This is a genomic window from Galbibacter kalidii (assembly GCF_026241135.1).
Taxonomy (GTDB): domain Bacteria; phylum Bacteroidota; class Bacteroidia; order Flavobacteriales; family Flavobacteriaceae; genus Galbibacter.
In genome coordinates this window covers 71,602-84,268 of the sequence record NZ_JAPFGA010000012.1, presented here as the reverse complement: position 1 = coordinate 84,268, position 12,667 = coordinate 71,602, and the positions used below count along the sequence as shown (strand labels likewise).

Genomic DNA, 12,667 nt, shown 5'->3' with positions numbered 1-12,667 from the left:
AGGCAGGTCTAACCTATTTAAAAAAAGAACAAATGAAAAAACTAATTTTATCAGCATGTGTTGTATTGGCATCCTTTACAGCAAATGCACAAGTTGAAACACCACAACCCAGTCCTTCAGCAAAATTGACACAGGAGGTGGGCTTGACGGAAGTTACAATTGATTATTCACGTCCGTCTATGCGTGGAAGAACTATTTTTGGCGATTTGGTTCCCTATGATGCAATATGGAGAACCGGAGCCAACGAAAATACGGTAATTACTTTTAGTGATGATGTAAAAATAGGAGGTAAGGAGTTGAAAAAAGGAGCTTATGCCATCTATACCAAACCGGGAAAAGAAAGTTGGGAAGTATATTTTTATACTGCTACCGACAATTGGGGAAATCCACAGGAGTGGGACGATAGTAAAGTAGCGGCCAAAGTTACGGCTGAAACTTTTAACCTTCCTTTTGATGTGGAAACCTTTACTATGGATATTGACAATCTGTCAAACGACGGTGCATCTATAGGGATTTTTTGGGAAAAAACCTATGTAGGCGTTCCTTTTGAGGTACCGACTTCTGAAAAAGCCTTGGCGAGTATCGAGAAGGTAATGAATGGTCCTAGTGCAGGAGATTATTACTCTTCGGCAGTGTATTATTTGCAATCGGATAAAGACTTGGATCAAGCACAAGAGTGGATTGATAAGGCCATAAGCATGCAAAATGGAGTTCCTTTTTGGATGTTGCGTCAAAAATCATTGATCCAGGCAGCAAGAGGCAATAAAAAAGAAGCGATTAAAACGGCTAAAGAATCCATGGCAGCAGCAGAAAAAGCTGGAAATCAGGATTATGTCGAGCTCAATAAAAAATCTTTAAAAGAATGGGGCGCTATGTAATTGCTCTTTTTTAAACGAGTTCATAAGAGGGTGTCTAAAAAGATTTGAAAGCCTATGTCACACTGAGCCTGTCGAAGTGTAATGTAACAAAAATCAAATCGTCTTCGACAAGCTCAGACTGACAATTTGTGTAAAAATAGTCTTTTTCGACACCCTTTTTTTATTCTAAAACTGTAGCATCCCGTGTGACCGTTTCCCCTTTTTGAAATACCAATCGGGCATCTTCGAGAATAAGGTACAAGCAAGGCACGATGACTAGGATAATGGAAGTGGCAAAAACAATTCCGAAGCCCAGGGATATTGCCATGGGGATCAAATAAAAGGCTTGACTTGAAGTTTCCAAAATGATTGGGGTCAATCCACCAAAAGTGGTCAGTGTGGTCAACATGATAGGTCGAAACCTACGGAGACCAGCTTCGTGAATAGATTCATAAATAGAAGCCCCTTTTTTTCGTTTCTTATTGGCATAATCAATCATAATCAACGAATCGTTTACCACTACTCCGGAAAGTGCAATTACACCCATTAAGCTAACCAAAGAGAGATCATATCCTAATAAAATGTGTCCAATTACGGCCCCAACAATTCCAAAAGGAATAGCCATCATAACCACCAGAGGTTGTATATAACTTCCAAATGCTACTGCTAATAGTGCATATATAATCATCATGGCTATCATGAATCCGCTCCATAAAGTGTTTGTAGATTCCCGCATATCGGCTTGGCTACCTTCAAAAGACCATGTTAGTCCGGGATAATCGGCACGTAGTTGAGGCAATACCTCTTCGTTAATTCGCTTCATTACCCTGCCTACTGCATTAGCGGGTTCAGTATCCATTCCCACAGTTACTACACGTCTTCCATCTCTTCGGTTTATGCTGGTGAATGCTTCTTGTTGCGTAACTTCAACGATATCGAGCAAAGGAACTTCAATGCTGTCTTGTGTACGGATAAGGAAGTTTTCCAAATGCAGAAGGTCTTTGCGTTCTTCTAATGGAAGTTTTACTCTTATTTCTATTTCGTTGATAGTTCGTAATTGTCGCATGGATAAAGCACCAAAGAAAGCATTACGCACCTGACGCCCAACTTCGGAAGAAGTTAATCCCAGGTTTCTTCCTGCAGGCAAAAGCTTAAAATCATATTGTTGTTTTCCTTTGTTAAAATTATCATTCACATCGCGTGTATTTTCAAATGCCTGCATCTTTTCAACAAATGCTTCACTGGCATGTTCCAACACATCTATTTGGCTATGACTTAAATCCACACTAATGGCTTGTTGGAATCCTCCGGGGCCTCGTTCTGCCTCAAAGGTAATTTGATCTACCCCGCTAATATCCCCAATATTATCGCGCCATAACTCAATAACTTCCCTGGCTGTGGTACTGCGTTTATCCGGTGGTAGCATTACAATTTCCACATCAATAAAATTTTGTCCCCGAACATTGGTTTTTATTCCTTCAGCTACTTCATATAAGTTGTGTTCATCAAACATTTGCTGGGTTGCTGCTGTAACTTCTTCGGCTACGACTGCTGCTTGGTCGGGTGTAGTTCCTTCAGGTAATCTCACTCCGGCTTCAATTTCATCTGCTGCTACTTCCGGCATCATAATCATCCCCATATGATCGCTATAACCATAGCCTCCCACCACAAGGAGAATAGCAATAGCTGTACTTAAGGTGATGTACCTGAATTTTAAGCATTTATCTAAAAACGGACGATAGTGTTTATCAATTATCTTATTAAAGCCACGGGCAAACTTTTCTTGCCAATTTTCCAGTTTTAACAACCATCCTTTTTTCTTTTTTCTTTTTAAATGCGCTAAATGAGAGGGAAGAATAAATAATGCTTCCAACAAGGACACCGCCAGAATTACAATAACCACAACCGGTAAGGGCCACCAAAACTTTCCGGTTTCACCGGGCATAAAAAGCAAGGGTACAAAAGCTATAATTGTGGTTATAATGCTGAAAATAACGGGTTTTGAAATGTCTTTTGTTCCTTCGATAGCAGCTTTTATAGGACTTAAACCTTGTTGGCGATATTCATAAACATTTTCTCCTACTACAATGGCATCATCTACAACAATACCCAGTACCACCAAGAACCCAAACATGGAAATCATGTTAATGCTAACGCCAATCACAGGTAAGAAAATTATTCCACCGATAAAGGAAATAGTCATTCCAACCATGACCCAAAAAGCAAGACGATATTCTAAAAAGAGCCCTAAGATGAGTAAAACGATAAAAATAGCTAAGATTCCGTTTTCCGTAAGAAGCGAGAGGCGTTCCCTGTAATCTTCGGCACGGTTGGAATCTATTCGATAATTGACTCCCGGAGGCAATTGAAAATCTTCCATGATTTGCAAGACTGTTTTTTCAATATCCAAAGGCGATTGGTCGCCCACGCGGAATATTTCTAAATCGATGGAAGGCGTTTGATTGAATTGTCCGTGAAACCCGGTTTCTTCAAACCCATCGGTAATGGTAGCAATATCGGCCAATTTCACTTGTGCTCCCGATGCGGAAGAGATGATAGTAATTTCGCCAAATTCTTGTGCCCATTGTTTGCGTTCTTGCATTCGCAGAAGGATTTCCCCGGACTGTGTTTCTATTGCCCCGGCAGGAACATCTTCACTGCTGTTAGCTATGATATTGGCTACTTGTCCTAAGGTGAGCTGATATTGCTGAAGATTATGCTGGGATATTTCCACTCGGGTTTCATAGTCGGGAACAAAGCCCAATTCTACCTGCGTGATTTCAGGATTGCTTAGGAAACGGTTTCGAAGACGCTCGGCCAGTTTCCTTAAATTCCAAAAATCGATATCGCCATACAGTGCTATTTGCATTACGTCCTGCTGCTGATCTTGCAGGGCAACTTCAGGTTCTTCAATATCGTCTGGAAATGTACGGATACGATTTACCGCCTGATCGATATCCTGAAAAGTTTTCATTCTATCGGTACCGGCAATAAGTTCGATAGAAACATTACCTGAACCCTCTTGTGCGGTGGAAGTTATTTCCTTAATGCCCTGTATGCCCCGAATGGCTTCTTCCACAGGAAGTAAAATTCCCTGCTCAACTTCTTCGGGTGCGGCACCTGGATAAACTACACTTACCTCAACAAAATCCAATTGAAATTGCGGAAATACTTCTTTTTGAATATTGAACATGGTCCAAATACCTGCGCCAATAAGTACAATCATCAAAAGGTTGGCTGCAATCGAATTACGTGCCATGTATGCAATGGCACCTTCATTCCGGATTTCTTTATGTTCCTTTTTTTCTGCCATTAATCACTCATTTCTTGTCGATTCTTTTTGGTTTCGGAGGAATCTATTTCTGTGCGTAAAGGTATTCCTGAAGCTACAGTGCTTAAATTGGTGGTCACCACTTTCGCATTGTCTTCTATACCATTACTGATATAGGCATATTCAGCATCGGTCAATGGTATAGTTACTTCTTTTATGGCTAATTTTCCTTCTTCCATTACCCAAACCGTATTGTTGTTTCGAACATAATCACGATCGATACGAATAGCATCTTGAATAGTTTTTCCTTGAATCCGGGTCTCTACAAAGGAACCGATGATCAATTTTGGTTTGTCCTGTTGCGATTCTTTAAGCGCTAATGGATCGGGGATACGCACAAGTACCCTTGCCAAACGTGTTTGATTGTTTAATGCCCCTATTTGTTTGTCTAAAAAACCGGTTCGATATTCTCCTTTGGGCCAAGCGGTTACATTCCTAATTCTTACACTTGAACCCTGTTCCTTTTTAGAATCGGGGAAAGAAAGCCATTTTAACTTTCCAAGAGGAACTGTAACCTCTACCCAATAAAAATCGGTACCTACCAAACGCCCCAGATTATCGCCCGGAGCTACTTGTGAACCTACGGTTACATTTTGATTAATGATATGTGCGTCAAAAGGAACGCGAAGGGTAGTTCGTTTCAAATCTAGCTGAGCCTGATTCACTGCAGCTTGCGCTGATATGACGGTTGCTTTAATGGCGTTTAACTGTGGTTTCCGTAGCACAAGATCTTGTTGATTTTGTGAAAGGGTGTCGCCTTCAATCAATTTCAAATCTTGCTCAGCAATAAATTGCCGTCCCATTTCAATTTCTACATTGGTTTTAGCTTGTAGCAGTTCACTTTTTCTGAGTTCCAAAGTATTTTGGTAATCGGAAGGATCAATTTGTAACAGCGCTTCCCCTTTTTTTAAAAATCCGCCCGGAGCAAAGTTTGGGTCACGGCGTATTACTTGTCCATTTACCAACGGACTTATCATTACATCTTCTATGGGGCGAACTGTACCTGTTACCACAATGGTAGGTTTAAAGTTGCCTTTTTCGACTTCTACAATGTTTACCAACATGGCCGATTCTTTAACTGCACCTTCACTTTTTGCCGTTGGTTCGGTTAAGAAAATAATGGTGATGATCACGATGGCTGCAAATAAAATGACTAAACAGATAAGGATGATCTTTTTTCTACTCATGGTCTCTTGGTTATTGTTCTAGTTCACTTTCCCTGCTCGTTTCGAAGGCTCCTGCCAGCGCACGATAGAGCGAAATTCTTATGCTCAATAGTTCTTGTTTTGCTGAAAGCATATCCCTTCGCAATTGTTGCTCTTGATCTAAGGCAAGCAGTACATCTAAATATTCGCTCAAACCATTTACAAATTCAATACGCAACTGTCGATTTGTCTTTTGTGCCAAATCCAATCGTTTCTCTAACACCGCAATTTGTTCTTTTTGTTTTTGTTCCCGGATTAAGGCATCTTCGACTTCCCGGAAAGCTGTTAATACTGTCTGTCCATATTGATAGAGGGTCTGGTTTTTAATAGCTTCGGTACGATCTACTTCAGCATTAAGCCTGCCGCCGTAAATTAATGGGGCTATTATGTTAGCTCCCAAGGTATAGGCCCATTCTTGAAATAAGTTATTGAAGTCGTTGGAACGCAATTGGGTAGCAGCGGTTAATGTAAGTCGTGGGTATCGGCTTGCAATGGCTGAAGCCATATCTCTGTCTGCCGCTAGCACTAGATTATATGCTTGTTGCACATCTGGTCGCCGGCGAATAAGGTCTAACGGCAAACCGGTTTCCGGGATTGAAGGGAGTTCTGGTAATGTGGCAGATTTTAATTGAAGCGTATTTTGAGGTGGTTTTCCCAACAATATAGCTAGCTGATTTTTAAATAATTCAACATTGGTTTCGTAAACTATTCTTTGATTGTGAGTAGCTTCTAAAAGCTGTTGCTGTCGCAAGATATCTGTACCACGTATTGTTCCTCCACTAAAACGAACACGAATCAATTTCATGATATCCTCATTGGTTTCAATCTGTTTTTTTGCAAGTTGTAATTGCTGCATGGCCGTTAAGTATTGAAACCAAGTTGTGGCAATTTCAGCAGAAAGGGTCATTGCAGCAGTTTGATAATCAAAATAAGAGGCCTCCAAACGAAAATTGGCAGCCTGTTTGCTGGATCGTAACCGCCCCCAGAGGTCTAGTTCGTAGGAAGCAGAAAGACCTAACTGGGTATTTTCCCCACCGGCAAAATCTGGTTTTGGTCTGCTAATTCCTGTTTGCAAATTTGCATCAAGTTGTGGCCAAAGAAATGAGGCTTCGCTTCGTCTAATGGCGTGAGCTTCCATAACCTGCTCCCAAGTTGCAGCAAGATTAAGATTTCGATTAAGGGCTGAATCTATAAGGGTGTTTAGTTGGTCGTCATTAAAAACAGTCCACCATTTTTCAGGAATTACTTCCGTTCCCGTATATGAAAATTCTTGAGGGTCGTTTATAGGAGCTTCAACCGTATCTAATTTCGGGGCGCAACATGTAAATAACAAAATGGCACAAAAAAGTAAGGGCATCCACATATGTCGTGGATACCGGTTGACAAGCGCCTCAAACCTAATATGTAGATGTTTCAATTTTTGATATTCTGATTATCAACGAACTACAATTTACCATTTAAAAAAAGGTTTTCAAAATAAAAAAAGTTAATAACCCTGACAGGTGATTTATTATTATATTATAAGTTCAAACCCAGCCTCCAAAATTTTGGAGCTTTTTCTCCCAATAATTACAGGAATTGATTTTCATAAACTTTAGCTACGGATACACTAATGGCTATTTAAAAATTATTAGTGTATCCGTGGCAAAAACAAACTTTCGGTCTGTAACCTATGGATTTGAAGCTCAAAGTGGTTTATTTTCGCAAAAAGGATATGATTTACATGAATTTCCCAAGCTTTTTTGCCCATTTTATTTTCTTTCCATAAGGAGCATACCGCAACGGAATATCAAGCCAATTCCCTCGCTTCACAACTGATTTTTGATGAGAGAAAGTATCAAAACTCTTTTTTCCGTGATAGGCACCTATTCCGCTATGGCCTACACCACCAAAGGGAAGGCGCTTGTTGGCAAAATGAACTACAGTATCGTTAATGGTTCCACCGCCAAAAGCGTATTGACGAATGATCTTTTTATAAAAACCGGATTTTTTAGAGAACACATAAAGCGATAGCGGTTTTTCATAGGTTGTGATAGTGTCTTTTATTTGTTGTTCGTCTATATAGCTAAGGATGGGTAAAATCGGACCGAAAATCTCTTCTTGCATCATCGGACTGTCCATTTTAGGCTCGCTGATTAGGGTAGGGGCTATGTAACGCTCTTTTTTATCAGTTTTTCCTCCAAATACTACATTTTGGTTTTCCAATAACACTAAAAGCCTTTCAAAATGTCCGTTATTGATAATTCGTGGGTAATCAGGAGATGTTTGGGGATTTTCTGAATAGGCCAATAAAATTTCTTCCTTTAAAGCATTGATGAGTTCACATCGTATATTTTGATGAACAAGGAGGTAATCGGGAGCAATACAAGTTTGTCCGCCATTTAAAAATTTTCCCCAAACAATACGCTTGGCTGCAAGGCGAATATTGGCTGTTTCGTCAACTATACACGGATTTTTACCACCCAGTTCGAGTGTTACAGGGGTGAGGTGCTTTGCAGCAGCTTGATAGACGATCCTACCGATTTTCGGACTTCCGGTAAAAAAGATATAATCCCACTTTTCATTCAGTAAAGCTTGCGCCGTTTCCTTTCCGCCTTCAACAACGGCAACATGTTCTTCAGAAAAGACATTTTTAATGATGTCTGCTGTTATTTTTGAGGTGTTCGGCACCAATTCCGAAGGTTTTATTACAGCAGTATTTCCGGCGGCAATCGCACCAATAAGCGGTGAAAGGGCAAGTTGAAATGGGTAATTCCACGGAGCAATAATGAGTACCGTACCATAGGGCTCTTTAATGATTTTTGCTGAGGAAGGAAAATTAACCAGTGACGGACGTACTCTTTTGGGTTTTGCCCATTTTTTAAGGTTTTTTATAGCGTCGTTCAGTTCGGCAATAATGATCTGTGTTTCGGTCAGTAAAGATTCAAATTCAGATTTTCCAAAATCGTCATATAGGGCTTTGCAGATAGCTTTTTCTTTGGAAATGACCTCTCCCTTCAATTTTTTCAAAAAGGATTTTCGATACTTCAGATCGACTGTTTTGCCATCAGAAAAGTATTTTTTCTGTGCTGAAATAATAGTTTGGGCGGTTACTGACATAAAATTTAAACTAAAAAAGTTTTTTCAATATAGAAATTATATCTAATATTGCAGTGATGCATAAGCAAATCATTAATATCATTTCTGTCATTGTCGTGGTGATTATTTCACTGTGAGAGGAAGGAATGTGTATTATTTAAATAATTAGACAAAGCCTTCCGGATTCGGGAGGCTTTTTTAGTATATAACAGAATGAATATCAAGAACATTATCATAGCCATTATCGTCATTATTAACTCGTGCTGAGTTGATACGGGAGACTATGTTTTATACAAAAGCCTGTGTCAATCGAGATACAGGCTTTTTTGTTGCCGACTAAGAGGGTTTAATTTTCCGATGTTTTACATCGAAATGAGCCAAAGTAAAATTTATTTGAATACCATGTGGGCCTGCTTTTGTCGGTATACAGGCTTGTCCCGAGGCAGTTGATTTGAATGTTTGAGCTGTTTATTTGGGGGTAAATAAATAACAATCGGGGATTAAATTGTATAAAAAATAAAGGTTGAATGTCCTAAAAAAATAAAGTTATTTGCCTGATTATCAAAAAGATAACTATTTATATCGAACGTTGGATTTAAAATTAGAAATAAAAAGAAGTAAACCTTGAAAATACATTAATATAAATTTGAATATAATTAATAATTGTCGAAAAATTTAACATTTAAAGTGAATTTAAACAAGTATAGCAAGCAAGTAACACAAGACCCGACGCAACCGGCGGCTCAAGCCATGTTGCACGCTTTGGGATTAACCGATGAGGATCTTCAAAAGCCGTTTGTGGGTATAGCCAGCACCGGATATGAAGGAAACCCGTGTAATATGCACCTGAACGACCTGTCTAAAGATGTGAAAAAAGGGGTTCAGAATGCTGATATGGTAGGACTCATTTTTAATTCGATCGGGGTGAGTGACGGAATTTCCATGGGAACTCCAGGAATGCGTTTTTCATTACCCTCCAGGGATATTATTGCCGATTCGGTAGAAACGGTAGTACAGGCGATGAGATACGACGGATTGGTTACTGTGGTTGGTTGTGATAAAAATATGCCCGGAGCATTGATGGCAATGCTTCGTTTAGACAGACCATCAGTATTGGTTTATGGAGGAACTATTGCTGCAGGATGTCACAAAGGAAAAAAACTGGATGTTGTTTCTGCTTTTGAAGCTTGGGGGCAAAAAGTGGCGGGAACCATTACCCAAGAAGAATTCAAAGGAGTGGTGCACCATGCTTGTCCCGGGGCAGGAGCCTGTGGAGGGATGTATACGGCAAACACTATGGCATCGGCCATTGAGGCACTTGGGATGGCATTGCCATACAATTCATCAACCCCGGCTGTGAGCAAAGAGAAAAATATAGAGAGCGAAGCAGCGGGTGAGGCCGTTCGCAATTTATTGGAAAAGGATATAAAACCATCAGATATAGTAACCAGAAAATCGTTGGAGAATGCCATTCGTTTGGTAACGGTCTTGGGAGGTTCTACCAATGCAGTACTTCACTTTTTGGCAATTGCCAAAGCAGCAAATGTGGAATTTACTTTGGAAGATTTTCAGAGAATTAGTGATACCACGCCGTTTATATCAGATTTAAAACCCAGTGGAAAATATGTGATGGAAGACCTGCATAAGGTTGGAGGTGTTCCCGCAGTATTGAAATATATGCTGAAGAAAGGAATGCTACACGGCGATTGTTTGACAGTCACCGGAAAGACACTGGCAGAAAACCTATTGGATGTTGACGACTTGACCGAAGGTCAGGAGATCATAAAAACAGTTGAAGATCCGATCAAAGAAAGCGGACACCTCCGCATTTTGTATGGAAACCTTGCTGAAGAGGGAGCTGTGGCTAAGATCACAGGAAAAGAGGGACTTTATTTTAAAGGAAAGGCTAAGGTTTTTGAAGGGGAATATGATGCCAACGACGGTATTAAAAATGGTGAGGTAGAAAAAGGAGACGTCGTCGTCATCCGCTATGAAGGTCCGAAGGGAGGTCCCGGAATGCCGGAAATGTTGAAGCCTACTGCAGCCATTATGGGTGCCGGGCTTGGGAAAGATGTGGCTTTGATTACCGACGGACGTTTCTCTGGAGGATCTCACGGGTTTGTGGTGGGACACGTATCGCCCGAAGCACAAACAGGAGGAAACATAGCCTTGGTGCAAGATGGAGATATTATAACGATCGATGCAGTAGAGAACAGCATCAATGTTGAATTGACTGAGGAGGAATTAGCAAAACGTAAGGCGGCATGGAAGGCGCCTGAATTAAAATTTAAAAAAGGAGTATTGTATAAATATGCAAAAACGGTTTCATCTGCTTCTCAGGGCTGCGTAACCGATGAATTTTAAACAATAGCCTCAATTTGATAATTGCGGCGCAGTCCGTAACTAAAAGATTGTTACTTATGGAAGTAAAAACACTAAAAAAAGGGGAAAGCATAAACGGAACCACAATAAGGATTTCCGGAGCAGAAGCTGTGATCCATTGCCTTTTGGCAGAGGGAATTGAAACCGTTTACGGTTATCCTGGAGGGGCAATTATGCCTATTTATGATGAACTATATAAATTCAGGGATAAATTACACCATGTCTTGACACGTCATGAACAAGGCGCTACACATGCCGCACAAGGCTATGCCAGGGTTTCAGGAAAAGTAGGTGTTGCTATGGCAACATCAGGTCCCGGAGCTACCAATTTGATTACCGGTATCGCCGATGCTCAAATAGATTCAACCCCTATTGTTTGTATCACTGGACAGGTGGCTCGCCATTTATTGGGTTCTGATGCTTTTCAGGAGACCGATATTATTGGAATTTCCACTCCGGTGACCAAATGGAACTATCAGATCACAAAAGCATCTGAAATTCCCGAAATCATGGCAAAGGCATTTTATATAGCAAGATCTGGTCGTCCGGGTCCTGTACTTATCGATATTACCAAAAATGCTCAGTTTGAAGAGTTTGATTTTGATTATCAGAAATGTACTGCGATCAGAAGTTATACTGCAAAACCAGTTGTAAACACTTCAAAAATTGAAGAAGCTGCGGCATTGATCAATAGCGCTAAAAAACCTATGATCGTTTGGGGACAAGGAATTATTTTAGGAAAAGCAGAAGAGGAACTAAAAACCTTGATTGAGAAGTCGGGTGTCCCGGCTGCATGGACCATCCTTGGAGCTTCCGCATTGCCATCATCACATCCGCTTAATGTGGGAATGGTAGGGATGCATGGGAACTATGCACCCAATATGCTGACTAACGAATGTGATGTTTTGATTGCTCTTGGGATGCGCTTTGACGACCGTGTTACGGGCGATTTGAATACTTATGCAAAACAGGCAAAAGTCTTGCATTTTGAAATCGATCCGGCAGAGATCAATAAAAACGTACATGCTGATGTTCCGGTATTGGGTGATGTAAAAGAAAGCCTGCAACAATTGCTACCGCTTATTAAAGAGAACAAACATGAGGCATGGCACAATGAGTATAAGGAAAAACACAAGATCGAATTTGAGAAGGTGATAAAACACGATATCTATCCGGAAAAAGAAGGTTTGACGATGGGTGAGGTTATTGAAGAAATCAATAATGCTTCCAAGCAGGAAGCCGTAATCGTTTCGGATGTGGGACAGCATCAAATGATCGCTTGTCGCTATGCAAAATTTAATACCACAAAAAGTAACATTACCTCCGGAGGATTGGGAACCATGGGGTTCGCACTTCCGGCAGCTATCGGAGCCAAAATGGGAGCTCCCGAACGTGAAGTTGTAGCGGTTATCGGTGACGGCGGCTATCAAATGACCATTCAGGAATTGGGAACGATATTCCAAACCAAAGTACCTGTAAAAATTGTGGTGCTTAACAATGATTTTCTCGGAATGGTGCGTCAGTGGCAGCAATTGTTTTTTGACAAGCGTTATGCCTCAACCGAAATGACCAATCCGGATTTTATAACCATAGCACAAGGTTATCATATTGAAGCTAAAAAAGTAACCAAACGGGAAGATCTGGCTAAGGCTGTTCAGGAAATGATTGCTTCTCCAAATGCATATTTCTTAGAGGTATGTGTAGAGAAAGAAGACAATGTATTCCCGATGATTCCGTCAGGAGCTTCGGTTTCAGATGTTCGTTTGAGTTAAAAAAATAAAAGTTTGAAGGTTAGGGTAATAGCCCAAGACCAA

General features: G+C 40.5%; 7 protein-coding genes. 3 read left to right on the top strand and 4 right to left on the bottom strand.

The window, feature by feature from the left end; translation table 11 throughout:
• Positions 1–32 precede the first annotated feature (32 nt).
• Positions 33–878, top strand: coding sequence for a DUF2911 domain-containing protein (locus OOZ15_RS12890; protein WP_265956833.1), 846 nt, complete (start codon positions 33–35; stop codon positions 876–878).
• 160 nt (positions 879–1,038) lie between these two features.
• Here OOZ15_RS12890 and OOZ15_RS12885 read toward each other — a convergent pair whose 3' ends face one another.
• From OOZ15_RS12885 to OOZ15_RS12870, 4 genes are all read right to left on the bottom strand, one after another.
• A complete protein-coding gene (locus tag OOZ15_RS12885) occupies positions 1,039–4,170 on the bottom strand; it encodes an efflux RND transporter permease subunit (protein WP_265956832.1) in 3,132 nt (1,043 codons plus the stop codon).
• Positions 4,170–5,375, bottom strand: a complete 1,206-nt coding sequence (locus tag OOZ15_RS12880) for an efflux RND transporter periplasmic adaptor subunit (RefSeq protein ID WP_265956831.1) — start codon at positions 5,373–5,375, stop codon at positions 4,170–4,172. The genes OOZ15_RS12885 and OOZ15_RS12880 overlap by 1 nt, the downstream gene beginning before the upstream one ends.
• Before the next feature lie 10 nt (positions 5,376–5,385).
• Positions 5,386–6,810: an efflux transporter outer membrane subunit gene (locus OOZ15_RS12875; RefSeq protein WP_265956830.1), complete on the bottom strand. Its 1,425-nt coding sequence runs from the start codon at positions 6,808–6,810 to the stop codon at positions 5,386–5,388.
• A 302-nt stretch (positions 6,811–7,112) separates the two neighbouring features.
• A complete protein-coding gene (locus tag OOZ15_RS12870) occupies positions 7,113–8,492 on the bottom strand; it encodes an aldehyde dehydrogenase (RefSeq protein ID WP_265956829.1) in 1,380 nt (459 codons plus the stop codon).
• 666 nt (positions 8,493–9,158) lie between these two features.
• Here OOZ15_RS12870 and ilvD point away from each other — a divergent pair.
• Both ilvD and ilvB read left to right on the top strand, forming a co-directional pair.
• On the top strand, positions 9,159–10,835 hold the full coding sequence (gene ilvD / locus OOZ15_RS12865) for a dihydroxy-acid dehydratase (RefSeq protein WP_265956828.1): 1,677 nt from the start codon (positions 9,159–9,161) through the stop codon (positions 10,833–10,835).
• Between the two features lie 56 nt (positions 10,836–10,891).
• Positions 10,892–12,625: a biosynthetic-type acetolactate synthase large subunit gene (gene ilvB / locus OOZ15_RS12860; RefSeq protein ID WP_265956827.1), complete on the top strand. Its 1,734-nt coding sequence runs from the start codon at positions 10,892–10,894 to the stop codon at positions 12,623–12,625.
• The last annotated feature ends 42 nt before the right edge of the window (positions 12,626–12,667 follow it).

What these genes read in the sequence shown, in the direction of transcription:
- ilvB (WP_265956827.1), top strand. Translation starts at nt 10,892, where the DNA reads ATGGAAGTAAAAACACTAAAAAAAGGGGAAAGCATAAACGGAACCACA.
- OOZ15_RS12870 (WP_265956829.1), bottom strand. Translation starts at nt 8,492, where the DNA reads ATGTCAGTAACCGCCCAAACTATTATTTCAGCACAGAAAAAATACTTT.
- OOZ15_RS12890 (WP_265956833.1), top strand. Translation starts at nt 33, where the DNA reads ATGAAAAAACTAATTTTATCAGCATGTGTTGTATTGGCATCCTTTACA.
- OOZ15_RS12885 (WP_265956832.1), bottom strand. Translation starts at nt 4,170, where the DNA reads ATGGCAGAAAAAAAGGAACATAAAGAAATCCGGAATGAAGGTGCCATT.
- OOZ15_RS12880 (WP_265956831.1), bottom strand. Translation starts at nt 5,375, where the DNA reads ATGAGTAGAAAAAAGATCATCCTTATCTGTTTAGTCATTTTATTTGCA.